The following is a 24,996-nucleotide window of genomic DNA, read 5'->3' on the forward strand; positions in this document are numbered from 1 at the left end:
TCTTCAGGGCAACGGCTTGTTAAGGCGCCCATCAAGGGCGAAAGGCTCCTGCAAAACCAACTCGTACAACCCGAGAGCCCGTTGCGGGTTCATCAACAAATTCCAGCTATGCGGCGAAACACTGGAAGGGATCAGCACAAAGGGATGCTGGCGTAACAAGTCAGCACCGAATTGTTGCTGGCTACGGCTGGGTGTACCCGGTACCAGCCAATTGGAATTGGCAATGCTTTGAGGCTGCACCACAAAAATCTTCGACCGATCCAACACGAGGGCCTGCGTCAGATAATGGGGCTTGCAATCCAGCGCATCGAAACCCTTATGCACCGCCACTTCAAGGATGGCCGTAGAAGCATCCAGGGCTGCATAAACGGTGGCCATTCCTTTGGGATTCCAGCGCCCACCCACCTTTTCCGCCCCCACGCCTGAATTCCAGGTGGCGGCATGTTCAGCAGGATCAAGGCGCCAGAAATGAATCTCACCGCTCAAAGGGTCTTTGGCCATCAATAGACCCCATACTCGATACGCGTCAGAAAGTCAGTCACCAACTCATACCCGACTGAATTTGAAATCAGGTCGATAGGTGTCTCACCATCCAGCCCCCGAGCGGGCTTGACCATCCACTGCTCGGCAAGCTCACGCGAACCCAGCACCTCCGTGGCCTTTTCCAGGACCTCGGCATAATTGAGCGCGCGCGTGCTTTGCTCCGGGGTCAACGCTTCATTAGGCGTTTTCAACCGCCGCGCAAGCGTACGGTCAGAGGTGCCAACGATCTTCGACAACACACCGCTTTGCTTATACACCGTGCTGTTTTCGATCATATCCAGCACCAACTGCAGCGGGAAACCGTGTTTAACGGCCCTGTAGATGGCCATGCGATCGTCGCTGGCTTTTCCAGAAAGCAAGACCGCAACCATAGGGGGCACGCGGCTCGAACTCGCCAATGCTACCCTCGCCGTACCAGCCTTGGAGGGGCGTGGCTTGACCTTCGCTTCGCGGCCGGCATCTTTGACCACCTCATCGCCTTCAACATCTTTCTTCCTGGCGCTCATGGCAACCTCCGCAATCTAGACATCTGGCATTAACTATAGTGCCAAATGGCAGAAAAACCTAATCCAACACAAAGGAGCGCTTCGAATGTCGCGCTATTCTTTATCTGGGGGCATTCATCTGGGGGCAGCCTGTTAAAGGAGGAGCCAGCATGGCCACCTTGAAACTTCACCCTGCACTGGACAACGGTATTGAACCCGCCGCCGCGAACTTCACCGGTGGCACCCTGCAATGCCTGTGCGCGAGCGACAAGGTCGAGGTCCGGATCGACGCACAAACCCTGCATAACCACGCCTGCGGCTGCAGCAAATGCTGGAAACCGCAAGGCGCGATATTCGCCGTCATCGCCGTGGTCCCCCGGGATAAGGTCAGCGTGACTGCCCACGGCGAAAAACTGGCGATTGTCGACGAAACCGCCGCCATCCAGCGTCACGCCTGCAAGCAGTGCCACGCCCACCTTTTCGGGCGCATCGAGAACAAGGACCATCCGTTTTACGGCCTGGACTTCGTCCATACCGAGCTCTCTCCCCAGAGCGGATGGGCGGCGCCGGGCTTTGCCGCGTTCGTGTCCTCCATCATCGAAACCGGCACACCGCCGGCGCAGATGCCAGCCATCCGTGAGCGCCTGCGTTCGCTGGGTCTTGAGCCCTACGACTGCCTGTCCCCGGACTTGATGGATGCAATGGCCACGCATGTGGCGAAAAAGAAAGGACTGCTGCGCGATGCCTGATCGGTGTGTTCCCCAAGCATCCGCATGGCGAGTTCGCGGCCTGCCTGCAAGGCTCCAAGGTCAAGCTGCCTGCCCACACCCAGCGAGTCGACCTTGCGGCGCTTACGGCAGGCGTGGAAGCGTTCGATTCGACCACCTTGGCGCTGCAGGAGCCTGACCTGAACCCCGGGATGGAACCGTTGCAAGCCAAGGTCCGCGCTTCCCCGCCGACCAGTTGCCCGCGTCGATGGTGAAATACTACTGGTCGATCACCGCCACCGACTCCCGGAACTTCCGCGTCCTGCCCAATGCGCAGAACCGCTTTGCAATCAAAGGCGGGCCTCCAGAACGACGACGATAAAGACCGTAAGGGCGAACGCAGCACCGATGCAGAAAGGCAACAGAAAAGCGCGTGCCATAGAGGGGGCAGGCCTGTCCATTTCTTCGGCCAGCTCGTGCAACTGCTCAATGTTGGCTTGCCTGGTAGGTTGTGGGGGCATGCTGCAGGTTCCTGTGTGAGCTAGTCAGGCGGATCAATCTGATCCAAAACCCGATTCGCCGTGATTTGCGCGCGCATCACGCTGTTGGAAATGCCCAGCAATGCATTGCGCGACCCACCGTCCAGATGATCGACCAACTGGTGCACCATCACATCGACCGAGGCCAGTGTCTCGACCAGATAAACCATCAGGGTGCTGGGTGTTCGCGACGTGGACTTGATGTCGGCGGTCGAGGGGAAGTGGTCATCGAGGGCGCGTTCGGCGGCCTTGTTGAGTTTGTTTGAGGCGGGTTCGTAGGGGGATGCTGGATCGGTGTCCGGGGGATTGGGTGTGACCTTGAACATATGCTGATTCTCCATGCCTGGAGCCGCAGCCATATCGCGACTAAACGATGGGTGGCGGCTGTGCGCAGGTTAGTCGACCGGTGAGAATCAGCATTGCCGGCGCGCCGAAGCGCCCTACACACAGCCACCATTAGATACAGGTACAGAGAACCTGATTGAATGGAGCTTGTGCATCCAGCTGATAACCACCGGGCGACTAAACCCGATCACTGATGAGCAGTGACCCGAACAAAGTTACCGGGCAGCCCCTAGGCGCACAAGCCGGCGGATTCTGGCGTACCCGTAGGCAACGACGCAAGGTCTTGTAGCTTTCAGGAAGCAATCTGTAGGGCGTTTAAACAGGCAATCTTGAGCGTGTTTAAGTAGCGTCCCACTTCTGCTGCACCCTTACTCGATCAACCCATTCTTGCGCGCCCACGACACCGCGCCATAACGACTCGAAACCCCCAGCTTGGCGTAGATGTTTTTCAAAAACGCCGCGGCGTGAAGTACGTGGTCGTGACCATGTGCGTCGGCGCAGGCATGGGGGCTGGCGGGTTATTCGAGGTGGTGTGAGAGTGTGCCGTCCTCATCGTCGGAACGCCTTGCTGGCGAAGAACGATAACGCGGTGCAACAGATGGCGAGAGAAACCATCAAGCTTGCGACTACTTCCGGCCAGAGTGGATAAACAACGGTTCACGACAGACACCTCTTTGAATTCGCCCCACCTTTGCAGAACGTGCGGGTTTTATGAGGCCTGAAGAATAATCCTCCTTCACGCCGACGCCCCCACCCGTGTGGAGTGGGTCCCTGACGGATCACTGGCCAACACACTTCACATCCTCGCCAAAGCTCTGGCGCTGTCATCAATAGCCAAGTAACTGTCGTCAAATGCGAAGCGCCCCCCCTGCACAGGCTTTTTAATGGAGCTACAAACTCTGGCAATTGCGCCGACGGATGCGACCGTGGCCTCTGAGTCACGAGTTGCCTGGTACGCCTGGCAGGAGAATAACAAGATGAAATTGGTGAAAAGTCTTCTGGCCGCCATTCCCCTCATGGGGCTGGCCATCGATGCCCAAGCCTATGTATCGAGCCAGGAAGCCGCCCGGCTGGGCACCAGCCTCACGGGAGTGGGTGCCGAGCAGGCCGGCAATGCCGACGGCTCCATTCCGCCTTACAACGGTGGCCTGACCACGGCCCCCTCCAGTTTCAAGGCCGGCGACAGCATGCGCCCTGACCCCTTTGCCCACGAAAAACCGCTGCTGGTGATCAACGGCAAGAACGTCGATGCGTACAAAGACATGCTGACCGCCACCACCGTCGCGTTGGCCCGGCGCTACCCCGGCTTTCGCGTCGACGTGTATCCGACCCACCGCACCGCCTCACTGCCACAGGCGGTACTGGACAACAGCCGCACGAATGCCACCAACGCCCGCACCCTCGACGGTGGAACCGCCATCGACAATGTGATGCCCGGGGTGCCGTTCCCGATCCCGCAGTCAGGCGCCGAAGCGATGTGGAATTTCCTGCTGCGCTACCAGGGCGTCAACATTCATTCCAAGTACGACTCCTGGAGCGTCGACACGGCGGGCGTGCCGAGCCTGGCGGTCACCGGCGAGGCCTACGTGTCCTTTCCGATCTACGAGAACATGTCGAAGCCGTTCAGCAGCTCGGACATTTATTATCAGTTGAAACTGTCCTACACCGGGCCTGCGCGCCGAGCCGGCGAGTCGATCATGCTCAAGAACGCCACCAATGCCACGGAGTTTCCTGGCCGCGCCTGGCAGTACATGCCGGCCCAGCGCCGGGTCAAACAGATTTCGATCCTGGCCTACGACACACCCAACCCCGGCACCGCCCGCGCACTGGAACTGTATGACTGGACGCTGGTTGGCAAGCGGGAAATGATCGTGCCCTACAACACCTACAAACTCACCTACGCTCGAGAAGCCAAATCCCTGACCACCCCCAATTTCATTTCCCCGGATTACGTGCGCTGGGAAAAACACCGGGTCTACGTCGTGGAGGGCAATCTCAAGCCCGGTGCCAAGCACATCTACCAAAAGCGCCGCTTTTACCTGGATGAAGATACCTGGGCCGCAGTGGCCTCCGACCAGTACGACACCGATGGCCAGCTTTATCGTGGCTCCTTCGCGTTCTTCAGCCAGAGCTACGACCAGCAAGTCCCGGACGCCACTCCGTTCATGACTTACGACCTGTCGCGTGGCACCTACAACATCAATGGCGTGGTGGGCCCCCATGGCGGGATCCGCTACATTGAGCCGCTGTCGACGGCGCAGTGGGTGCCGGAGTCAATGGCGGGGACCGGTATTCGCTAGGTCCTTGCGTTCATTGCCGCTCACTTTCGTTGAACGATCCCGTGCGCACCTCGCCGCTGATGAGCTTGCGCATACGCTTCTCCTGATTCGTCCTCGTTAAAGTTCTCGCTCAGGGAACGCCGCCCCCAATGCATTCCCCTTACCCTGGTCGAACGAGACTCTGCGAAATCGACAGCACTTGCTCGTAACGCTCGCGCGACATAGTGTTTTAACCCAGCGCGATCGCCAGCGGTCAACGTCATCACTACACATTATGGGGTCCATCTCGTGAGCAAAGCGTCCTATGTTCCTCCCAAGGTCTGGAAACACAATGCGCCATCTGGCGGCGAGTTTGCCAATATCAACCGCCCTGTTGCCGGCCCGACCCATGACAAGACACTGCCGACAGGCAAGCACCCGTTGCAGCTGTATTCGCTGGCGACGCCCAATGGCGTGAAGGTGACCATCATGCTGGAAGAACTGTTGGCGCTCGGGCATACCGACGCCGAGTACGACGCCTGGCTGATCCGCATCGGCGAGGGCGAACAGTTCTCCAGTGGCTTTGTCGAGATCAACCCGAACTCGAAGATCCCGGCGCTGTTGGATCGCAGCGTGGAGCCGCCGATCCGCGTCTTCGAGTCCGGTTCGATCCTGCTCTACCTGGCGGAGAAATTCGGCGAATTCCTGCCCACCGATCCCGCAGGACGCACCGAAACCCTCAACTGGCTGTTCTGGCAAATGGGTTCGGCACCCTATCTGGGCGGCGGCTTCGGGCATTTCTACGCCTACGCGCCAGAGAAGTTCGAATACCCGATCAACCGCTTCACGATGGAGACCAAGCGGCAGCTGGATGTCCTCGACCGCCGACTTGCGCAAAGCCCCTACCTGGCCGGTGACCGTTACACCATCGCCGACATCGCGGTCTGGCCCTGGTACGGCCAGTTGGTGCGCGACAACGTGTACTCGGCTGCCGAGTTTCTATCGGCCCACCAATACACCCACGTGCAGCGCTGGGCGCAGGAAATCGCCGATCGGCCTGCGGTCCTGCGTGGCCAGCGCGTCAACCGGACGTGGGGGGATGAGGCAAGCCAAGTGCCTGAACGGCATCAGGCTGCTGATCTGGGCTGAAGAGCTGTCCGGCGTTATCGACGTCGGACGCACCCGCAAACAACCGCTATCTGGGTGGCATGTTCACCTTGAGCAGCCGCGGCGACACCGGCCTACCCTATCTGCTGGTGGCCGACCATCGCGGCAGCGACACGACCGACGTCGACGAGAATCGGCTGATAATCGCCTACACCTTCAAGTTCTGGTAAGTCACCCGGTCGTCAAGGGCGCCAGCACGTTGGGCTGGCCGCCCTTGAAAGTACGCGTCAGCTATTGCTCGCCATGAGCCGCCAGATAGTTGTCGACCGCATCGCCTACCGTGGGAAAGAACGCTGATTCGCCAAGCCTTGCGAATAGTCCGAAGCGCTTGAATTTGTCTTTGACCGGGTCCTTCATCTCGGCCACGCACAACTTGATACCCGCCGCGTGCAGGGTGTCGTCCAGCTCTGCCAACATGTCGGCAGAGGTCACGTCGACACTGGTGACCGGTTCCGCCGCCACGACCAACCAGCGCACCGGCGTGGGCGATGCCGCCACCGCGTCCAGCACCCGCTCATTGAACAGCTCGGCGTTAGCGAAAAACAACGGCGCATCCCAGCGGAACAAGACCAGGCCGGGGATCAGGCGCGCATGCGGATAACGCTGGATATCGTGGTAGCCCTTGACTCCCTCGGCCTGCCCCAGCACGGCGGAGTACGGCCGCCAGCCATCCCACAAAAATTCGATGACGGCAATCACGATGGCCAGGGCGATCCCCTCGATCGCACCGAACACGGCGACGCCAATGGTGCAGGCGATCGACAGCCAGAATTCCCAGCGCTGGATACGATAAATGCGTCGCAGGTCGGCGACTTCGATCAAGCCGATGGCCGAGGCGATCACTACGGCGGCCAGTGCGCTGTTGGGCAAGTCCTGCAGCAGGTTGGGCGCCACCATCAGCAATACGGCCACTGCCAGTGCACCGACCACGCCGGTCAACTGGGTCTTGGCACCGGCGGCTTCGGCCACGGGAGTCCGTGACGAACTGCTGCTGATGGGAAAACCCTGGAAAAAACCCGCCGCCAGATTGGCAAAACCCAGCCCCGCCATCTCCTGGTTCGGGTTGACATAGGTACGGGTGCGCGCCGCGTAGACCCGCGAAAGCACGCTGGTGTCGGCGAACGAGACAAGGGCGACGGCGCAACCGCCGATGATGACCGGGACAATGTCGGCACGGGTGACCCAGGGGATCGCGAACGCCGGCAAACCTTGTGGCAGAGCACCAAGGACCGACACGCCCGCGCTCGTGGCAAGGTCCAGCACACCCACGGCGACGGTCGCACCTGCCACGGCAATCAGGATGCCCGGGATTCGCTTATTGCCTTTGAGCAGCAGGATCACCGCCAGCGTGGCGACGCCCACCATGAAAGTGGTCCAGTTGGTCTTGCCTTGCATCATCCCGGTGGCGATGGCCCACAGGTTTCTCAACGGGCCGTCGGACTCGATCGAAAAGCCGAAGATTTTCGGCAATTGACTGATCAATACCGTCACCGCGATGCCGTTCATGTAGCCGTAGCGGATCGGTTTGGAAAGCAGCTCGGTGATGAAGCCCAGGCGTGCGATGCCGGCCAGGATGCACACGGCGCCCGACACGATCGCCATCATGCTCGCCAGGGCGACGGCGCGATGGGGGTCGCCACCGGACAATGGCAGCACGACGGCGAGGATCACGGCGGCCAGCGAGGAATCCGGCCCCAGCACCAGGATCCGGCTGGGGCCGAACAGAGCGTACGCGAGGAGCGGAACGATGGTTGCGTACAAGCCATAGATGCCGGGGACGCCCGATGCCACGGCGTAGGCGATGCCGACGGGCACCAGCATGGTGGTGAGCACGAGGCCGGCCATGATGTCGTGGCGCAACCAGGCTATCTGGTACTCGCGCAGCGTTCGTAGCCCCGGCAACCAACGGCTCCATCCGCTGTTATCGCCGGTATCGCGACGGGCAATGCGCCCCGGTTCCGGGGTAGGCGGCGAAGCATCCGAATGACTCATGGGACAGGGGCCCTTTAGTGTCCAGCGCGGTTCTGCTTGAAGTGCCCGTCAGAATATTTCGGGAATTCGCCGCAGCGGATAATCGGGTTCGCGATAACCGCCGGGCTTCTGCCGCTTGGGCAAAACCACCTTCTCACGCGCGACTTCCTCGTAGGGAACGCGACTGAGCAAATCAGAAATGATGTTCAGGCGCGCGCGCCGCTTGTCGTTGGAGTTGGCCACCAGCCAGGGGGCGTGTTCGGTGTCGGTCGCCTGGAACATGTCGTCACGCGCTCGTGAATAGTCGTACCAGCGGCTGTATGACTTGAGGTCCATGGGTGAAAGCTTCCAGATTTTGCGCCCATCCTTGATGCGCTCCTCAAGCCTGCGGGTCTGTTCTTGCGGACTGACTTCCAGCCAATACTTGAGCAGGATAATGCCCGAATCGACAATCGCCCGCTCCACGTTGGGTACCGTTTTCAGAAATCCGGCAACCTGCTCTTTGCTGCAGAACCCCATGACCCGCTCCACACCCGCCCGGTTGTACCAACTGCGGTCGAAGATCACCACCTCGCCGGCGGCGGGCAGATGCGGCAGATAACGTTGCAGATACATCTGGCTTTTTTCCCGATCGGTCGGTGCCGGTAGCGCCACCACGCGAAACACCCGCGGGCTCACGAGCTCGGTCAGCGCCTTGATCGTCCCGCCCTTGCCGGCGCCGTCGCGGCCCTCGAAGACAATGCAGATCTTGATGCCCTTGGCTTTCACCCACTCCTGCAATTTCACCAGCTCGACGTGCAGCTGGCGCAGTTGCTCAAGGTAATCCTTGTTCTTCAGTTTCAGGCTTTGCGCGGGATAACTTTTAGCGGCTTTCTTTTTGTCCTTTGCCATGACCAAGACTCCAGCAAGACAGGTTGTCGACAGGTAAGCAGTGTGATTGCCGGCTGCTCAGCCACCGAGCGCGATGATCGCGACGATCAGTACAGCACCGGTGACCGCCATCGCAACGCCACCCACCCAGGGTTTAGCGCCGGCATAGCGCGCCAGTATCCAGCCGGCGATGAACAGCACCACCAGCCCGATCAGGTTGGACAGGCGTACCGCAAGCGCTGTCTGGTCGAGCAACACAAACGGCACCACGAGGGGGAATGTCGAAGCCACCACCAACAGGAAAACCCCGATCGCGCCCCTGATGTCGTCCCAGGTGAGACGCGGCTGCACCGACGTGTTGGCAAATTTGACCAGGCGCAGCCGCAGCGACTCGAGCTCCTCGGGGCCGGCCGCCGCGACCAGCCGCGGTGGCAGTGCATCGGCAATCAACGCTTGCCCGGTCGCCGCATCCGCTGCGCCGCTCAAGGCGGCGAACAGCGTACGTTTGCGCGTGCGCTCGATCAGGCTGCGCAGCAAATACATCACCGCGTCGGCCAGCCCCCAAGCCAGGTTGCACCCTAACGCTGCGAACATCATCGTGCGTTCCGCCTCCTGGCCAGACGTCGCCACGCTGATGGTTCCGGTGAAGGTCATTGCCATGAGCAAGCCAAAGATCACCTCCGTCACGCGATCGACTGGATCAAGTACCCGTGCCCGCTTTTGCTCTGCTGTGCCTTGCATGCAGTCATCCTCGCACGGCCGCGTCAACGTGAGGCCCTTTGAGACAGGCCAAGGCAGCGGTCTTTTGTCACTGGGCGGTTTCAACAAATTTTCAGTGTAGTTTGAAAAGCCTGTTTCGCTGGCGATTCGAACTTTGACCTGGACGTGCTCCTGGCCTTTGCCGATGCGCATGAAAGCGATGCGAGTGCCTGGGGCAGCAAAAGCAAGGCAGCGATCCGACTTGCCGGCGAATCAGGCGCTGCGGTGTGCCTGTTGTACCGCGTTATCGTTCTTCGCCGGCAAGCCGGGCTCCTACAGGTTTTCGCCTGCCGCGAAACCATAGCTGCCCGTTACCGCAGCAACGGATATACACCCAATCCAAATATGAATTGAACAGCATTACACTGAAAAATGAGCATTCACCTCATCGCCTCAATGCTCTTTGATCTTTTTGATATGAAGGATGATCCACGCAAGAATCCCGATCGCAAGCGGCGCCATGGCCAGCATGGCCTCGCGCGGGGTCAGCGCCACGCCGAACACGTGCAGCCCCGAGTAACCCAGTTTGAGCAGGCTCAGCAGGTAGTAGCTGATGGCAATGATCGAAAGACCTTCCACGGCCCGCTGGATCTTGATCTGGGCATCGGCGCGGGCGTTCAGGCTTTTGAGGATTTCCGAGTTCTGTTCTTCCATTTCCACCTGGACCCGTGCCTGCAACAGGTCACCGAGGTTGGCCACGCTTTCGGCCAGATGCTCCAGTCGTTGTTCGGTGGCCGTGCAGTACCTGACGGTGGGCTTGAAGCGGCGTTCGATAAACACGCCCAGGCGCTGGCAATCACCGACGTGGCTTTCACGCAATTCACCCAGGCGCTCGAACACCAATTGCGCATAGGCCTGTGTGGCACTGAAGCGGTGGCGGGTTTTCGCGGTACTGCTGACCACCTGGGCGGACAGGTTGGAGATATCCGCCAACAGGGCTTTGGCATGACTGCCTGCGGGGTCGGCGTTGCGTTCGGAGAGGTTGACCAGGGTCTTGTCGAAAACATCGAGCTGCCCACTCAAGTCCTTGGCCATGGTCAAGGATAACGAGGCCATCATCCGGTAGGTCTCGATCTCCAGGAGGCGACGTATCATCCGCCCCTGGCGGTACGCATTCAGGCGCCGATTGATGAACAATATGTGGTTGTTGCCATCCTCGCTGATACGAAAATCGCTCCAGACCACTGCATCGCCACCCCCCACGCAAGAACCGCACGGGTCTTTGAAACCGTAGCGCGAGATATCCAGCTGCGCTTCACCGCGTACCACGATCTGTACCGAATTGATCAGCGTCGGCAAATACGTCTGGATTTTTCGCGCCAGCACGTCGGGCAGCGCCGTCCAGGACAACTCATCGCTGGAGGAAGTGACCACCAGGGTCAGGGTGAAAAACTCGGCATGGCGCTCCCATTTCAGCGCGTGGCCATCGAGCCGGGTAATGCCTTGGGCAGCATGCAGATCGAGGGAGGCCAGGCAGCAGTCTTGAAGAAACGTATTGCACACCTGTTCGCTGCCGAGGAAAGCCAGGTGAAACACATGGGCCGGCTCATCGAAGTACAGTGACGGGCGCGCGTGCAGTTCGTTGTGCAGGCTTTGTCGTAACGGGTGCATGTGGTGAGGCCATCTTGGAGTTGTTTTTGGCGCTTACGATAAATGCCAGGTCTTTCAGGGCATTATCGACTGCTATTGTGAGTGGGACTGGTCGATGCACCCAAGAGTCACCGATTTTCGTGCGATCTCAACCAGCGGGTTGCGGAACGCAAGTGCGCACCCAGGTGTCATTTGTACTAGACACCCAGGTGTCGCAACCCCTTGAGAGACAAAGGTGGCCTTCATGAACAATATTATCTACATCGTTGGTGCCGTCGTGATCGTCCTGGTGATCCTGTCATTTGTCGGTCTTGTCTAGTCCAGGCTGCGCTTCGGCGAGCCTGGGCAGTTGAAGATGACGAGCGGCGTAACTGGACCGCTCGTAAAAGGAGATGTTGATGCCCGGACGCAGACAGCCACCGCCCAGGGTGGACGGCGACGTTGAACCTGTCTATGCGAGAACCGTGCGCGCGGGAGCTGTTTTCCGCCTCACGGTGAGCTTCATGCTGGTGGTGGTGCTGGCGTTTCTCGCGGTTGAGGGTTGGCGGACCTGGCGCGATTACCGGTCAGCCTTCGACGCTGCCCGCGACTCCGTGACCAACCTGGCGCGAGCCACCGCGCAACACGCCGAAGATGCCATTCGGCAAGTGGATGTACTGACCGCCGCGCTCGGGGAACGGGTGGAAGGCGACGGTTTGCAGAACATCAACGTCCCGCGCATTCACAAGCTGCTGGTCCAGCAATCGAAAATCATGCCGCAACTGCATGGCCTGTTCATCTACGGCGCGGACGGGCAATGGATCGTGACGGACAAGCAGACAACGCCGGAGCCCGCGAACAACGCCGATCGTGATTACTTCCAGTATCACCGCACGCATGAGGACAAGAACGTGCGCATCGGCGAAGTGGTCAAGAGCAGGTCCACCAACGATCTGATCATCCCCATCTCACGCCGCTTGAACAATCTGGATGGAACCTTCGCCGGGGTTCTGCTTGGGACGATCAAGGTCAGCTACTTCGTTGACTACTACGCAGACTTCAAAATCGATGGCAAGGGTGCCCTCGTGCTGGCCATGCGCAACGGAACCATACTGGTACGGCGCCCCTTCATTGCCTCCGTGGTGGGCAAAAGCCTGGCGGACAGCGAGATTTACAAGCGCTATCTGCCCAACGCCAGCCAAGGCGTCGCCGAAGTCAAAGCCGTGGTGGACGACACCGAGCGCCTGTACGGCTACCGGGCGTTGGCCACCTATCCGCTGGTGGTGGAAGCCGGGCTTTCCCGTGAATCCATCATCGCTCCCTGGCGCCGTGATCTATTTAAAACCGGGTGGGTGCTGGTGGTCCTGATCGGGGTGCTCGCGGTGTTCGGCCTCATCGTCTTGAGTCAGTTGCGCCAGAGAATGGTGACGGAAAGAAAGTTGCGTCACGCACATCAGGCCATGCGCGAGATGGCGTTGACCGACAGCCTGACGGGCCTGGGCAATCGTCGACGCCTGGATACTGCGCTGCTGGATGAGATTCGCCTGGCTACGCGCCAGGGATCCACGCTGTCGCTGATCATGCTCGATGTCGATTACTTCAAGCGCTACAACGACAGCTATGGGCACGCTGCCGGCGATGATTGCCTGGGCGCGGTAGGGGCCGCGATCCAGCAGGCGGTCAAGCGACCCGGGGATCTGGCTGTCCGGTACGGTGGCGAGGAGTTCACGGTGCTGCTGCCCAACACGGATGGTGCGGGTGCGGCACAAGTTGCCGAAGAGATTCTGCAAGCCATCCGAGCACTGGGCATCGAACATTGCGCTCATCCCTTGGGCAGGGTCACGGCCAGCGCGGGCATCACCACCAGCCACCCGAGCTTCGAGGAGGTGACGCCGGCCACCTTGATCAAAGCCGCTGACGCCTTGCTCTACGTGGCCAAACGACAGGGACGAAACCGCTGGTGCTCTACCAACGAGTCGAGTGAGCGTCATCCATTGTAGTCGCGAGTTTTTCCTGAAAATCCTTTCCAGCGAACTGAACGGACCTTGAGTGCCATCCAGTCTGCTACGCTTTTCATTCCCCGAACGGATTCGGGCAATCATTGCCAAGAGCTGTTTTTGAGGGGATGGAATGTGAAAGGCCAATTACTGGGAGTCGCTGCAACGATCATCGTCATCGGTACCGCTGTCTATGGATTCAACAACTGGAAAGTGCAGCAGAGTCAGCGCCAGGAAGCGGTATGTGCGCTAGCGCGCCAGCACCTAAAGGATCTGGAAGTACAGGCGCGAGCCCTGGCCGCCGGGTTGTCGGTCGAGGCCTATGCCGAAGCCGAAAAGGCCGAGGCCGGCAAACTGGTATCGGCGCTCGATACTGCAAAGAACGAAGCCGAGGTCGACGCTGTGATCGATCAGCATTCTGCCGCCATCGAAGCACAGATCCATGCTGAAGATGCAGAGGTCAAGTCCCGGGGCGAGCAAAAATTCCTCGGTCAGGAACGCAAGGAACAGAAAATCACCACCGATATAAAACAGGAGATCCAGCGTGCCGAGAAGGCCGTTGCCGATGACTGTGAATAGTCTGCAGCGCAGCTTTTTAAATGCGCATGCTTATCAAAGTGACTAACGCGTTCTAGACTCCACTACGGCAGGTTCATTCAAGCTCCGCGTCCCTGACATAAAGCCAATAAAAAACCAGGAAATCCAGCCTTGAAAACTTCAACTATCGGTGTTGTGGGGAGTCTGCTGGTCTCGGGCGCGGTTTCAGCCACAGGGATTGCTCCTGTCCTCGATCTGGATTTCACCAGAACAGCCTTGGAAACCTTGAAAAAACGTGGGATCGACGACGCGTGCATCATTGCCGCCCAAAACCCTGGAACGTTCACCTACTGCCGGGAAGGCTCGTCGACTCTGTGGCAATACCAGTCCCTGGACCTGGTGCAACAGGCCAGGCTGCTCAATGAAGGAACACCGGCTGCGAAGGACCATGGGCAAATCACTGTCGCACAACTCGATAGCGCTGCCTGCGATATAGAGCACCCTTTACCTGCGGCTGGACCGACCACCTTTGCCACCCTGCTCCTCAGCCTGGCGAGCCTGTTCCTGTTGATCGGCTTTCGCTATACCTACCTGGCAATCATGCGCGGACGCTATCAACCGGTTGCCTATTCGGATCCGCGCCTGCCGCGCGTGATCAACCCCCAGTCAGCGCACCCCTCGACCATCAAGGCGTTGGGGGCCTTCGGGATCGCCGCCACGTTGGCCCTTGTCTACTGCGGCTACCTCGGTCTCTGAACCAGGAACCCGCCCACCTGCAGGCAGGTCCCTGTGTGGTCGTCCTGCGGATAAGGCGTTAGAGCCTCTCCTATACCGCCGGGGGCGGCGGATCCTGCACCCACTGCCAGAACAACTGATAACCGACCGCCAGCACCACCGGGCCGATGAACAGGCCAAGGATGCCACCGGTGACCATCCCGCCCAGGGCGCCGATCAAGATCACCGGCATCGGCACATCAACGCCGCGCCCCAGCAACAAGGGCTTGAGCACGTTGTCCACCAGGCCCGCGACGAAGACGTAGATGGAAAAGACGATGGTCGCGGTGCTGGCCCCTTCAGTGGCTAACACATAGGCAATGACCGGCACTGTTACCAAGGTTGCCGGCAACTGCATGATACCCAGCAACAGCACCGCCAATGCCAGCAGCCCGGCACCGGGAACGCCCTTGAACACAAACCCGAGCCCCACCAGCAGCATCTGGATGAACGCGATGCCGACCACCCCGAGCGCCACGGCGCGGATGGTTGCAGTACACAAGGTAGCCATCTGAGGGCCTTTTTCCGGTCCGCTGATCCGCGAGGCGATCTGCACCGAGGCGCGACTACCCGATTCGCCGTAGGCCATGAAGATCCCGGCGATGATCAGCGCGAAAATAAACATCAGAAAACCCATGCCGACACCGGCGAGCTTGCCCAGCAACGACAGGCTGACATCCTTGATTTGCGGTATGTACTTCGCTGTCAGGCCAGGCAGGTCGGTGGCCGCCTGCAGCCACAGCGCCGACAATGGTTTACCCACCAGTGGCCATGTGGCAACGGAGTCGGACGGGGGAGGAATGCGGATGCCTTCGTCCCGGACCACGGTCATGGCGTTTTCCACCGAATCGGCGATCGAGGTGCCCAACAGGTAGATCGGTACCATGAGGATGATGACGGCCACCAGCACGATCAGCGTCGCAATGCGCCCTTCTTTTCGCCCCAGCGGGCCCCGGAGTCGTTCTTGCAACGGGTAAAGCGTGATCGCCAGGATGATCGACCACAGCATCAAATCGCGGAACGGGCGGAAGATTTCGAAGCAGAACAGCACCAGCACGACAATCAGTCCAGCGCGGATCAAGGTATCGAGCAACCCGCGGGACAAGACCTTCTCTGACAGCGGCATGGGTACCATGGATGTCTCCTGACAGTTCACTGTGGAGGTGAGTGATCGGTTAGCCCAGCATAGACGTTGATTTCATGGTGTGAGGGGTCAGGTTGATGCATCGCAGCCGAGCCATCTCTCGCAGAAGTACCTGACCCACTGTAGGAGGTGGCTTGCCAGCGAAGGGGCCCCCAAGTTCGATACAAGATTCAAGGCCGCCTTCGCCGGCAAGCCGGCTCCTACAAGCAATGTTCAAGGGAAAATGGCGGAAGGTAGCCGGAGTCGAACCTGCCCGGGAACGGATGCCGTCCCCAACCGGGTTTGAAGCCCGGCCGCGCCACCGGGCGCGATTACCTTCCTTTAAAGAACCTTGGATCAATCCTGCGTTCTGCGTGCCAGGGCGTTGTCTGCGCGGATCTGGCGTCGATCACCAACGCGGCGAGTCAGGCCGAGGCGGTCGAAGTACTCGAGGATCTGGATACTGCGCTTGCGCCCCAGGCCCACCGCGTCGCGAAATGCCGCTACCTCAATCACCGGGTTGTCAGCGGCCAGTTGCAACAGCATAGCCGCCAGGCGACGGATCATCGTGTCGGTGTAGAACAGATCACGGACCACTGGGTGCAACAGTCCCAGCCGCGCCATTTTACGCAGCAGAGCGCGCACGGTGCTTTCGTCATGCCCCAGCTCGCGCACCCACGGCGGGTCAAACCCGGCGGCGTCGAACCGCGGCTGCAACTGTTGCCACAAGGCTTGCTCCTCGTCGCTCAGGCGCACCTGATGCGCCGGCAGGTGCAGCCACGGCCCACTGGCCGCGATACGTCCGGTGGCCAGCAACTGCTCGAGCAGGCTGATGAATACCGGCCGATCCAGGGCGCTGCCGGCGAATCGGCGCAGGCGATCGCGGTCCGGGCCCATGTGGTCCGGTTCCTGTGCATGGAAGCGTGCCAGGTGTTGCTGTAACTCATCCTGCAAGGCCTGCCAACGGCCAGCACTGAACAAGACCGGTGCCTGGCGGGTTTCGATCAGGCGTATGTCGCCGGGCAGCACCCAGGTATCACTCGGGCGGTTGAACTGGCGTTCAAGCTGTTGCGGATCGAGCCCGCTGTCGCTGTTGGCCAGCAATCCTGACAGCACGTCTTCCAGGCGAGTGCTCGCGGCCAATGCCGTCAGTTGTGCCAATCGCTCGGGGCTGCGCCGGTGGCGGCTCGGCGCGAAGGGGTCCAGGACCCTGCCGCCACCGAGGGTGCGCTGGGCGCTCTGGTCCCGCAGGATCAACCGGTCGCCCAGCACCGCCTGCACCGGTGCATTGACCAGCAGTTGCGCGAACATCCGTTGCCCCGGCGCCAGGCTGGAGCCCTCCAGCAAGGCCACCCGCCCGGTGACGTCCTGTGTCCCCAGGTGCACATGCACCGGGTCGAAGTGCTCGAAGGCGCGCGGTTCACCGGGTAACAGCTGCAGGTCGATGTCCAGGCGCTGGGTGGGTGCGTGCAGCCACGGGGCCGACAACCACTGGCCGCGGTGGATCTGCGACAACGCCAGGCGCTCGGCACTCAGGTTCAAGGCGACCCGCTGCCCGGCCACCGCCACGTTGGCCGGCTGATTCTGCGCGTGCAGGCCGCGAACCCGCACGGTTTTGCCAAGGGGGCCCAGCACCAGGGCGTCGCCCAACGTGACTTGGCCGGACAGCGCCGTGCCGGTCACCACGATGCCCGCACCGGCGACACTGAACGCGCGATCGATGGCCAGGCGAAAACCACCGTCCTGACTGCGCTGCTGTACCTCGGACTGGGCGTTGAGCAACGCTTGACGCAAGGTCTGCACGCCCTCCCCGGTCACGCTCGACAACGCAATCAGCGGCGCCTCGGCATAAGGACCGGGCGCCAGCAACGCTGCAATCTGCTCGCGCACAGCCTGCACCCTGGAGGGCTCGACCCGGTCGCACTTGGTGATCGCCACGATGGCGCGGGGAATGCCCAGTAACTGGACGATGACCAGGTGTTCCCGGGTTTGCGGCATCACGCCGTCGTCGGCGGCCACCACCAGCAGCACCAGGTCGATGCCCTGTGCACCGGCGAGCATGTTGTGGGTGAAGCGCTCATGCCCCGGCACATCGATGAAACCGGTCAGGGCCGCGCCGGGCTCCAGTGCGGCGTAAAGATAGCCCAGGTCGATGGTCATGCCGCGTTCGCGCTCCTCGCGTCGCCGATCACCGGCCTGCCCGGTCAGCGCCTCGAGCAGTGCCGTCTTGCCGTGGTCGATGTGCCCCGCCGTGCCGACGATCACCTCAAGTCACCTGCAATTGATCGAGTTGCGCCAGCCACGCCGGTTCGTCGTCCAGTTGCCGCAGGTCGAGCCACAACGCATCGTCATCGATACGCCCCAGCACCGGTATGGGCAAGGCGCGAAGGGCCTGTTCCAGACTCAACAGCCAGCGCCCGCGCTGACGCTTGGAGGTATTGGCCCGCAGGCATAACGCGGCGCTCGGCAAGCGCGCCACCGGCTGGCTGCCACTGCCGATCATCCCCAGCGCTGGCACCGCGCTGACGCTCCAGCCCGCGCCCAGCCGTTTGGCCAGTGACGGTTGCAGGCGCTCGGCTTGCGCCAGGATGTCGGCTTGCGCCCGGGTGAGCAGGCGCAGGCTGGGCAGGCGTTCGGCCAGCCGGTCCGGGTTGCGGTACAGACCCAGTACCGCTTCGAGGGCGGCCAGGGTCAGCTTGTCGACCCGCAGCGCCCGTTTCAGCGGATTCTTCTTGATCCGTGCAATCAGTTCCTTGCGCCCGACAATCAAGCCGGCCTGGGGACCGCCGAGCAATTTGTCGCCGCTGAACGTGACGATGTCCGCACCATCGAGCAGGGCCTGGCGCACCGTCGGTTCGGCCGGCAAGCCCCAGCGGGTCAGGTCGAGCAGGCTGCCGCTGCCGAGATCTTCGAGCAACGGCAAACCCTGTTGATGGGCCAGGCGCGCCAGTTCGACGGTCGGCACCCGGGTGGTGAAACCCTCGATGCTGTAGTTGCTCGCATGCACACGCATGATCAAGCCGCTGCGCGGGCCGATGGCGGCTTCGTAGTCGCGGGCATGGGTACGGTTGGTGGTGCCGACCTCGACCAGCTTCACCCCCGCGCGCGCCATGATGTCGGGGATGCGAAAGGCGCCGCCGATTTCAATCAGCTCGCCCCGGGAGATAATGCCTTCCTTGCGCGAACCCAGGCTGTTGAGGGTCAGCAACACCGCGGCGGCATTGTTGTTGACCACGGTCACCGCTTCGGCGCCGGTCAGCTCGCGGATCAGGCCCTCGATCAGATCGTCGCGGTCGCCGCGCTTGCCGCTGTGCAGATCAAATTCCAGGTTCAACGGATAGCGCGCAGCCATTTGCACGGCGTCGATGGCTTCCTGGGGCAACAAGGCGCGTCCCAGGTTGGTGTGCAGGACCGTCCCGGTGAGGTTGAACACCCGGCGCACGTGGCTGCGATGCTGGCTGGCCAGACGCTCGCCCGCCCTGCCCGCCAACACGTGCGGGGTGAGTTCGACCGCGTCGAGTTGCCCCGCCAGGACCGGTTGGCGCAAGTCATCGAGCAACTGGCGCAGGCTGGCGAGCAAGGCGTCGCGCCCATAACGTTCGGCCAGCGGCTGGCAGGCCGGATGGCGCAACAGGCTGTCGATGGAAGGCAGTCGCAAGGTTTGGCTGGTGGATCTGGCAGACATCAGGCACTCCGGCAAACGTTGATCGCCTGAGTGTAGACGTTCGCTTCAGTCGCCCCCGGGTGCCAGCAGCAGGTTGGGCGCAGGCCGTTGAAAGCCTTCCTGTTCCAGGCGCATGTCGAGCATCAGGCTGCTCAGGTCGGCGGACAACGCTTCGCCCTCGGCGTCGCATTCCAGATACAGCTGCTTGAGATAACTGTGACAACCGGGGCAGGTTTCCGCTCGCAACGGCGCCTTGTCGGCAGCAAAGCGATCGCTGTCGAGGCTGACGTATTGCAAGCCTTTGCTCTGCTCGCAATACACACACTTGACCCGCACCACATGCCATTCACAGGCACACAACGAGCACACCAGATAACGCAAGCCGTTGTACTTGCCGCGATGGCGGATCACCCCAGCCATGGCCGGTGAACCGCACGCCGGGCACTGGTTGAGGCTGTTGCCGGGTTTCAAGGCGAGGTTCGGGGTGTTCAGCAGCCAATGGCTCCAGGCGACTTGCAGGGCCGCCCCCAGAAATGGCACCAGCGCCGCCGGCAACAAGGCGAACTGCCCGCTGACCAAGGCTAACGCCCACGCCTTAAGCTGCCCGACGCTGGCATTACGCAAGGTTGCCACGGCGTTTTCCACCTCCCGTTGTGCCGGTGGCTGATACTGCTGCAGCAGCGCTTGCAGATACGCCAGCCACGCGTCCTCGCGCACCAGGCTCTCGGCTGCGAACGGTGGCAGGCCATGATCCAGGCACAGTTGGACGCGTTGCGGGTCCGGCACGGCCGCGTTTTGTCGATCGTCCATCAGGCGTTGCTGCACGTTGCACAACCCCGCCACCAGGCGCAGGTAATCGGCCAACGGATGGCCATCGGCAAGGCGCTCCAGGCGCAGCGCACGCAAGGCAAACAGGTCAGGCGGTGGCAGGTGCAGAAACGGCGGCGATGTCGCCGCCGTTTCGATCTGTCCCGGCTCCAGGATCGTGGCCAAGTGCTTATCCTTTTTTGTTCAGCGGCGGATCGATACGCTCATCCCGGGTCACCTCGCGGTACCAGAGCCCGTGGTGTTTCTTCGCCCAGGCGCGGCTGACCCAGCCATGCAGCATGGCGTTGACCGAACCCTTGATCCAGACGCCCGCGTAGATGTGCACGATGATGCTCAGGATCAGCACGAAACCGGCCAACGCGTGCAGCAGCATCGCCCAGCGAATGCTGGTGATGCCGAAATAGGCGCTGAAGTAAGCGCGCCAGATCACCAGCCCGCTGAACAGCAGCACCAGCATGCACAGCAGTAAAGTCCAGAACAGCAACTTCTGCCCGGGATTGTACTTGCCGATGGCAGGCACGCCCTCTTCCTCATTTTTCATCACCCGGTCGATGCGCCGCAGCCACAGTCGATCATTGGCGATAAAGATATTGGCGCGCCAGAAACTCAGGACCAGGCCAAAGAAAAACACGAACATCAGCACGCCCATGAACGGGTGCAGGATGCGCGTCCAGGGCCCGCCACCGAACAGGTTGCTCAACCAGAACAGCGCCGGGTGGAACAACGCCAGGCCCGACAACCCCGCCATCAGGAACAGAATCGCCACCAGCCAGTGGTTGGTGCGCTGGTTGCTGGTGTAGCGCAGGATCTGCTTACGGATCATGGCCTGTCCTCCCGCTTCGGATCATAGACGTGCACCGAAGGATCAACTTCATGGACCGTGGGATCGATCGATGGCGGCAGTTCATCTTCCTCGACCACTTGCGGCCCGACGCGCACGTAATGGAAGAACCCGGCCAGTACCGCCGCGCCCATGGCCAGCAGCGCCAAGGGTTTGCTGACGCCTTTCCACAGGCTCACCAACGGGCTGATCACCGGATCGCTCGGCAGGCCGGCGTACAGCCTCGGCGTGTCGGCATGGTGCAATACATACATCACGTGCGTGCCGCCGACACCCGCTGGGTCGTACAGGCCGGCGTTGTCGAAGCCACGGCTCTTGAGGTCGACGATGCGTTCGGCGGCGTGCTCCTTCATGTCCTGCTTGGAGCCGAACACGATCGCGCCGGTCGGGCAGGTTTTCACGCAGGCCGGTTCCAGCCCCACCGCCACCCGATCCGAGCACAGGGTGCATTTGTAGGCCTTGTGGTCCTTTTGCGAGATGCGCGGAATGTTGAACGGGCAACCGGTGATGCAGTAACCACAGCCGATGCAGTGATCCTGATTGAAGTCGACGATGCCATTGGCTTGCTTGATGATCGCCCCGGGACTGGGGCACGCCGCCAGGCAACCGGGTTCGGCGCAGTGCATGCAGCCGTCCTTGCGGATCAGCCACTCAAGGTTGCCAGCATCGGTCTCATGCTCGGTGAACCGCATCAGGGTCCAGGTTTCTGCGCTCAGGTCCTGCGGGTTGTCGTAGGTGCCGAGGTTGTGGCCCACGTCGTCACGCAGCTCGTTCCATTCCGAGCAGGCGACCTGGCAGGCCTTGCAGCCAATGCACTTGGTGGTGTCGATCAGCTTGGCGACTTCCTCCTGGTTGCGTACCGATGACGGCACGGTGGTGGTGGCCGAGCGGGCAATGATGTCTTGGCTGGCCATTTAGACTTTCTCCACATTGACCAGGAATGACTTGGATTCCGGGGTCTGGGTGTTGCCATCGCCGAGGAACGGCACCAGGGTGTTGGTCAGGTAGCCGTGGCGCGTGAGCCCGGTGAACCCCCAGTGCAACGGGATACCGATCTGGTGCACGATCTGGTTGTTGACCTGCAACGGACGAATGCGCTTGGTCACCACGGCCACCGCCTCGATGAAGCCACGCTTGCTGCTGACCCGCACCCGGTCGCCGGCGACGATGCCTATTTCCCCGGCCAGCACTTCGCCGATTTCGACGAACTGTTCGGGCTGGGAAATCGCGTTGAGCTTGCAGTGCTTGCTCCAGAAGTGAAAATGCTCGGTCAGCCGGTAGCTGGTGGCGGCGTAGGGGTAATCCTTGGCCACACCGAGGGTGTCCCATACCGAATCGAAGATCCGCGCCGCCGGGTTGCTGGTGGCTTTCTTGTTCTGCGGGTGCAGCGGGTTGATGCCGATCGGCGTCTCGAACGGCTCGTAGTGCTCGGGGAATGGCCCTTCGTTCATCTTGTCGACGGCGAAGAACCGTGCCACGCCTTCGGGGTTCATGATGAACGGATTCATCCCCGCCTCCGGCGCCACGTCAGCCTTGTAGTCCGGCACGTCGGTGCCGGCCCAGGCTTTGCCGTTCCACCACACCAGGCGCTTTTTATCGTCCCAGGGCTTGCCCTGCGGGTCGGCCGAGGCGCGGTTGTAGAGAATCCGCCGGTTTGCCGGCCAGGCCCAGGCCCAGCCCTGGTGCTGGTGCATGCCATACGGGTCGTTGTTGTCGCGCCGGGCCATCTGGTTGCCCGTTTCGGTCCAGCTGCCACAGAAAATCCAGCAACCGGACGCCGTACCGCCGTCGTCCTTGAGCTGGCCAAAACCGGCCAGTTGCGCATTGCCCTTGATAAGCGCGCCCGTGGCATCGGTGAAGTCGGTGATGGCGTAGCCGTTGATCTCCTTGGCCAGTTCTTCCGGTGACGGTTCGTCAGGGACCTTGTACGGCCAGGAAAGTTTGAGCAGCGGGTCGGGATAGGCACCGCCCTCGGCCTGGTAGCGCTGACGCAGACGCAGGAACAGCTCGCTCATGATGCGTATGTCGGTGTACGCCTCCCCAGGGCCGTCGGCCCCCTTCCAGTGCCATTGCAACCAGCGACTGCTGTTGACCAGCGAGCCGTCTTCCTCGGCGAAACAGGTGGTGGGCAGGCGAATCACTTCGGTCTGGATGGCGGCGCTGTCCACGTCGTTATAGGGCCCGACCTTTTGCCAGAACTCCGAGGTTTCGGTGGCCAACGGGTCCATCACCACCAGCCATTTCAGCTTGGCCAGCGCGGCCATCACGCGGTTTTTGTCCGGCAACGCGGCAATGGGGTTGAAGCCCTGGCACATATAACCGTTGACCTTGCCCTGGCCCATCAGGTCGAACACCTTGAGGATGTCGTAGTTGGGAATGTCCAGTTTCGGCAGATAGTCGAAGGCCCAGTTGTTTTCCAGCGTGGCATTGGCGCCGTACCAGGCTTTCATCAGGCTGACGTGGAATTTGCTGTAGTTCTGCCAGTAGGACAGTTGCCCCGGTCGCAACGGTTTCTGCGTGCGCTTGAGGATGTAGGCGTTGTAGTCCTGCTCGCCGTCGCCGGGCAGCGTGAGATAGCCCGGCAGCGAATTGGACAGCAGACCCAGGTCGGTCAGCCCCTGGATATTGGAGTGCCCGCGCAAGGCATTCACGCCCCCGCCCGGCATGCCGACGTTGCCCAACAACAGTTGCACCATGGCCGCGCTGCGGATGATCTGCGCGCCAATCGAGTGCTGGGTCCAACCCAAGGCATAAAGGATGGTCATGGTCTTGCCCGGTTGCGAGCAAGTGGCGATTTCCTCCCAGATTTTCTGCATGGCATCGACCGGCATGCCGCAGATCTGGCTCGCCAGTTCGATGTTGTAGCGGCTGTAATGCTGCTTCATCAGTTGATAGACGCAGCGCGGATCCTGCAGGGTCGGGTCGGTTTTGACGAAGCCGTCTTCACCCAGATCGTAGCCCCAGCCGGACTTGTCGGTGTACACCCGCTTGGCCGCATCATAGCCGCTGAAAATTCCGTCCTCGAAGCTATAGCCGGCTTTGACCAGGAACGACACGTCGGTGTAGTTGCGCACATATTCGTGCTGGATCTTGTCCTCGGTCAGCAGGTAATTGATCAGCCCGCCCATGAAGGCGATGTCGGTACCGGTGCGAATCGGCGCGTAATAATCGGCCACCGAGGCGGTCCGGGTGAACCGCGGATCAACCACGATCAACCGCGCCTTGTTGTGCGCCTTGGCTTCTGTCACCCATTTGAAACCGCATGGGTGCGCTTCCGCTGCGTTGCCGCCCATGACCAGAACCAGATTCGCGTTGGCGATATCAGTCCAGTGATTGGTCATGGCACCACGGCCGTACGTCGGGGCAAGACTTGCCACCGTCGGGCCGTGTCAGACACGCGCCTGGTTATCGAACCCCAGCATGCCGAGGCTGCGAACCACCTTGTGGGTGATGTAGCCTGCTTCATTGGACGACGCCGATGCGGCGAGGAAACCGGTGGTCAGCCAACGGTTGACCGTCTGGCCCTGGTCGTTCTTTTCGATGAAGTTGGCGTCGCGGTCGGCCTTCATCAGGTCGGCGATGCGATCGAGCGCTTCATCCCAGGAGACTCGCGTCCATTCACTGCTGCCGGGCTTGCGCATCTGCGGGTAGTGCAGGCGGCCGGGGCTGTGAATGAAGTCCAACAGGCCGGCGCCTTTGGGGCACAGGGTGCCGCGGTTGACCGGATGGTCGGCGTCACCTTCGATGTGGATGATATTTTGCGCGACATTCTTGGCCGCATCGCCCTGGCTGTACATGATCAACCCACAACCGACCGAGCAATACGGGCAGGTGTTACGGGTTTCATGGGTGTGGGCGAGCTTGAAATGGCGCACCTGCTCGGCGAAAGCGGCCGTCGGGGCCATGCCCAACGCGCCCAGGCTCGAGCCTGCAAGGCCGATACCGGCGACCTTGAAGAACTGACGACGGCTGAGGTCCATCGTGCACTCCTTATCGGGTGGAAATCCGGTGCGTTGCCG

General features: G+C 61.2%; 23 protein-coding genes and 1 tRNA gene. 8 read left to right on the top strand and 16 right to left on the bottom strand.

Annotation, left to right across the window (positions count from 1 at the left end; all coding sequences use genetic code 11):
* Window positions 1–3: 3 nt before the first annotated feature.
* Window positions 4–501 (bottom strand): RES family NAD+ phosphorylase, encoded by a 498-nt coding sequence (locus ACIO0C_RS03325; protein ID WP_401307753.1) that lies wholly within the window; start codon window positions 499–501, stop codon window positions 4–6.
* Window positions 501–1,049: an antitoxin Xre/MbcA/ParS toxin-binding domain-containing protein gene (locus ACIO0C_RS03330; RefSeq protein ID WP_401307756.1), complete on the bottom strand. Its 549-nt coding sequence runs from the start codon at window positions 1,047–1,049 to the stop codon at window positions 501–503. Before ACIO0C_RS03330 ends, ACIO0C_RS03325 begins: the two co-directional genes overlap by 1 nt.
* 149 nt (window positions 1,050–1,198) lie before the next feature.
* Between ACIO0C_RS03330 and gfa the strand changes: the two genes are divergently transcribed.
* Both gfa and ACIO0C_RS03340 read left to right on the top strand, forming a co-directional pair.
* Entirely contained in the window at window positions 1,199–1,777 is a 579-nt protein-coding gene (gene gfa / locus ACIO0C_RS03335) for an S-(hydroxymethyl)glutathione synthase (protein WP_401307759.1), read from the top strand.
* Window positions 1,778–1,782: 5 nt separating this feature from the next.
* Window positions 1,783–2,010, top strand: a complete 228-nt coding sequence (locus ACIO0C_RS03340; RefSeq protein WP_401307762.1) for a hypothetical protein — start codon at window positions 1,783–1,785, stop codon at window positions 2,008–2,010.
* A gap of 75 nt (window positions 2,011–2,085) precedes the next feature.
* Here ACIO0C_RS03340 and ACIO0C_RS03345 read toward each other — a convergent pair whose 3' ends face one another.
* Window positions 2,086–2,256 (bottom strand): hypothetical protein, encoded by a 171-nt coding sequence (locus ACIO0C_RS03345; RefSeq protein WP_401307765.1) that lies wholly within the window; start codon window positions 2,254–2,256, stop codon window positions 2,086–2,088.
* Between the two features lie 20 nt (window positions 2,257–2,276).
* Window positions 2,277–2,600, bottom strand: coding sequence for a DUF6124 family protein (locus tag ACIO0C_RS03350; protein ID WP_401307768.1), 324 nt, complete (start codon window positions 2,598–2,600; stop codon window positions 2,277–2,279).
* A gap of 996 nt (window positions 2,601–3,596) precedes the next feature.
* Here ACIO0C_RS03350 and ACIO0C_RS03355 point away from each other — a divergent pair.
* The 3 genes from ACIO0C_RS03355 (at window position 3,597) to ACIO0C_RS03365 (ending at window position 6,214) form a co-directional block, all read left to right on the top strand.
* Window positions 3,597–4,919, top strand: coding sequence for a DUF1329 domain-containing protein (locus ACIO0C_RS03355; protein WP_401307771.1), 1,323 nt, complete (start codon window positions 3,597–3,599; stop codon window positions 4,917–4,919).
* A 267-nt stretch (window positions 4,920–5,186) separates the two neighbouring features.
* Window positions 5,187–6,026 (top strand): glutathione-dependent disulfide-bond oxidoreductase, encoded by an 840-nt coding sequence (yghU, locus tag ACIO0C_RS03360; RefSeq protein ID WP_401307774.1) that lies wholly within the window; start codon window positions 5,187–5,189, stop codon window positions 6,024–6,026.
* 59 nt (window positions 6,027–6,085) lie between these two features.
* Window positions 6,086–6,214: a hypothetical protein gene (locus ACIO0C_RS03365; RefSeq protein ID WP_401307777.1), complete on the top strand. Its 129-nt coding sequence runs from the start codon at window positions 6,086–6,088 to the stop codon at window positions 6,212–6,214.
* Between the two features lie 61 nt (window positions 6,215–6,275).
* Here the strand turns inward: ACIO0C_RS03365 and ACIO0C_RS03370 are convergent, their stop codons facing one another.
* From ACIO0C_RS03370 to ACIO0C_RS03385, 4 genes are all read right to left on the bottom strand, one after another.
* The gene (locus ACIO0C_RS03370) at window positions 6,276–8,036 is read right to left on the bottom strand and encodes a SulP family inorganic anion transporter (protein ID WP_401307780.1); all 1,761 of its coding nucleotides are present in this window, start codon (window positions 8,034–8,036) and stop codon (window positions 6,276–6,278) included.
* 48 nt (window positions 8,037–8,084) lie between these two features.
* A complete protein-coding gene (ppk2, locus tag ACIO0C_RS03375) occupies window positions 8,085–8,906 on the bottom strand; it encodes a polyphosphate kinase 2 (RefSeq protein ID WP_401307783.1) in 822 nt (273 codons plus the stop codon).
* Between the two features lie 57 nt (window positions 8,907–8,963).
* Window positions 8,964–9,626, bottom strand: coding sequence for a hypothetical protein (locus ACIO0C_RS03380; RefSeq protein WP_401307786.1), 663 nt, complete (start codon window positions 9,624–9,626; stop codon window positions 8,964–8,966).
* A gap of 411 nt (window positions 9,627–10,037) precedes the next feature.
* On the bottom strand, window positions 10,038–11,255 hold the full coding sequence (locus tag ACIO0C_RS03385; RefSeq protein WP_401307789.1) for a DUF3422 domain-containing protein: 1,218 nt from the start codon (window positions 11,253–11,255) through the stop codon (window positions 10,038–10,040).
* A 377-nt stretch (window positions 11,256–11,632) separates the two neighbouring features.
* Here ACIO0C_RS03385 and ACIO0C_RS03390 point away from each other — a divergent pair, with 377 nt between their 5' ends.
* From ACIO0C_RS03390 to ACIO0C_RS03400, 3 genes are all read left to right on the top strand, one after another.
* A complete protein-coding gene (locus ACIO0C_RS03390) occupies window positions 11,633–13,213 on the top strand; it encodes a diguanylate cyclase (RefSeq protein ID WP_401307792.1) in 1,581 nt (526 codons plus the stop codon).
* A gap of 147 nt (window positions 13,214–13,360) precedes the next feature.
* Complete coding sequence (locus ACIO0C_RS03395; protein WP_401308055.1) at window positions 13,361–13,789, top strand: hypothetical protein; 429 nt, start codon at window positions 13,361–13,363, stop codon at window positions 13,787–13,789.
* Window positions 13,790–13,918: 129 nt separating this feature from the next.
* Entirely contained in the window at window positions 13,919–14,503 is a 585-nt protein-coding gene (locus ACIO0C_RS03400) for a hypothetical protein (protein WP_401307795.1), read from the top strand.
* Window positions 14,504–14,573: 70 nt separating this feature from the next.
* Here the strand turns inward: ACIO0C_RS03400 and ACIO0C_RS03405 are convergent, their stop codons facing one another.
* From ACIO0C_RS03405 to fdnG, 8 genes are all read right to left on the bottom strand, one after another.
* The gene (locus ACIO0C_RS03405; RefSeq protein WP_401307798.1) at window positions 14,574–15,656 is read right to left on the bottom strand and encodes an AI-2E family transporter; all 1,083 of its coding nucleotides are present in this window, start codon (window positions 15,654–15,656) and stop codon (window positions 14,574–14,576) included.
* Between the two features lie 233 nt (window positions 15,657–15,889).
* A tRNA-Sec gene (locus ACIO0C_RS03410) sits at window positions 15,890–15,985 on the bottom strand.
* 16 nt (window positions 15,986–16,001) lie between these two features.
* Entirely contained in the window at window positions 16,002–17,909 is a 1,908-nt protein-coding gene (gene selB / locus ACIO0C_RS03415) for a selenocysteine-specific translation elongation factor (protein ID WP_401307801.1), read from the bottom strand.
* Window position 17,910: 1 nt separating this feature from the next.
* On the bottom strand, window positions 17,911–19,329 hold the full coding sequence (gene selA / locus ACIO0C_RS03420) for an L-seryl-tRNA(Sec) selenium transferase (protein ID WP_401307804.1): 1,419 nt from the start codon (window positions 19,327–19,329) through the stop codon (window positions 17,911–17,913).
* Window positions 19,330–19,374: 45 nt separating this feature from the next.
* Complete coding sequence (fdhE, locus tag ACIO0C_RS03425; RefSeq protein WP_401307807.1) at window positions 19,375–20,301, bottom strand: formate dehydrogenase accessory protein FdhE; 927 nt, start codon at window positions 20,299–20,301, stop codon at window positions 19,375–19,377.
* Window positions 20,302–20,305: 4 nt separating this feature from the next.
* Window positions 20,306–20,959: a formate dehydrogenase subunit gamma gene (locus ACIO0C_RS03430; RefSeq protein ID WP_401307810.1), complete on the bottom strand. Its 654-nt coding sequence runs from the start codon at window positions 20,957–20,959 to the stop codon at window positions 20,306–20,308.
* Window positions 20,956–21,891, bottom strand: a complete 936-nt coding sequence (fdxH, locus tag ACIO0C_RS03435; RefSeq protein WP_401307813.1) for a formate dehydrogenase subunit beta — start codon at window positions 21,889–21,891, stop codon at window positions 20,956–20,958. The genes ACIO0C_RS03430 and fdxH overlap by 4 nt, the downstream gene beginning before the upstream one ends.
* Window positions 21,892–24,957 (bottom strand): formate dehydrogenase-N subunit alpha, encoded by a 3,066-nt coding sequence (gene fdnG, locus ACIO0C_RS03440; RefSeq protein WP_401307816.1) that lies wholly within the window; start codon window positions 24,955–24,957, stop codon window positions 21,892–21,894.
* Window positions 24,958–24,996: the final 39 nt, after the last annotated feature.

It is taken from the genome of Pseudomonas sp. NPDC087336 (assembly GCF_044744285.1).
In the GTDB taxonomy this organism is placed as follows: domain Bacteria; phylum Pseudomonadota; class Gammaproteobacteria; order Pseudomonadales; family Pseudomonadaceae; genus Aquipseudomonas.

What these genes read in the sequence shown, in the direction of transcription:
- ACIO0C_RS03325 (WP_401307753.1), bottom strand. Translation starts at nt 501, where the DNA reads ATGGCCAAAGACCCTTTGAGCGGTGAGATTCATTTCTGGCGCCTTGAT.
- ACIO0C_RS03330 (WP_401307756.1), bottom strand. Translation starts at nt 1,049, where the DNA reads ATGAGCGCCAGGAAGAAAGATGTTGAAGGCGATGAGGTGGTCAAAGAT.
- gfa (WP_401307759.1), top strand. Translation starts at nt 1,199, where the DNA reads ATGGCCACCTTGAAACTTCACCCTGCACTGGACAACGGTATTGAACCC.
- ACIO0C_RS03345 (WP_401307765.1), bottom strand. Translation starts at nt 2,256, where the DNA reads ATGCCCCCACAACCTACCAGGCAAGCCAACATTGAGCAGTTGCACGAG.
- ACIO0C_RS03350 (WP_401307768.1), bottom strand. Translation starts at nt 2,600, where the DNA reads ATGTTCAAGGTCACACCCAATCCCCCGGACACCGATCCAGCATCCCCC.
- ACIO0C_RS03355 (WP_401307771.1), top strand. Translation starts at nt 3,597, where the DNA reads ATGAAATTGGTGAAAAGTCTTCTGGCCGCCATTCCCCTCATGGGGCTG.
- ACIO0C_RS03365 (WP_401307777.1), top strand. Translation starts at nt 6,086, where the DNA reads ATGTTCACCTTGAGCAGCCGCGGCGACACCGGCCTACCCTATCTGCTG.
- ACIO0C_RS03370 (WP_401307780.1), bottom strand. Translation starts at nt 8,036, where the DNA reads ATGAGTCATTCGGATGCTTCGCCGCCTACCCCGGAACCGGGGCGCATT.
- ppk2 (WP_401307783.1), bottom strand. Translation starts at nt 8,906, where the DNA reads ATGGCAAAGGACAAAAAGAAAGCCGCTAAAAGTTATCCCGCGCAAAGC.
- ACIO0C_RS03380 (WP_401307786.1), bottom strand. Translation starts at nt 9,626, where the DNA reads ATGCAAGGCACAGCAGAGCAAAAGCGGGCACGGGTACTTGATCCAGTC.
- ACIO0C_RS03385 (WP_401307789.1), bottom strand. Translation starts at nt 11,255, where the DNA reads ATGCACCCGTTACGACAAAGCCTGCACAACGAACTGCACGCGCGCCCG.
- ACIO0C_RS03390 (WP_401307792.1), top strand. Translation starts at nt 11,633, where the DNA reads ATGCCCGGACGCAGACAGCCACCGCCCAGGGTGGACGGCGACGTTGAA.
- ACIO0C_RS03405 (WP_401307798.1), bottom strand. Translation starts at nt 15,656, where the DNA reads ATGGTACCCATGCCGCTGTCAGAGAAGGTCTTGTCCCGCGGGTTGCTC.
- selA (WP_401307804.1), bottom strand. Translation starts at nt 19,329, where the DNA reads ATGTCTGCCAGATCCACCAGCCAAACCTTGCGACTGCCTTCCATCGAC.
- ACIO0C_RS03430 (WP_401307810.1), bottom strand. Translation starts at nt 20,959, where the DNA reads ATGATCCGTAAGCAGATCCTGCGCTACACCAGCAACCAGCGCACCAAC.
- fdxH (WP_401307813.1), bottom strand. Translation starts at nt 21,891, where the DNA reads ATGGCCAGCCAAGACATCATTGCCCGCTCGGCCACCACCACCGTGCCG.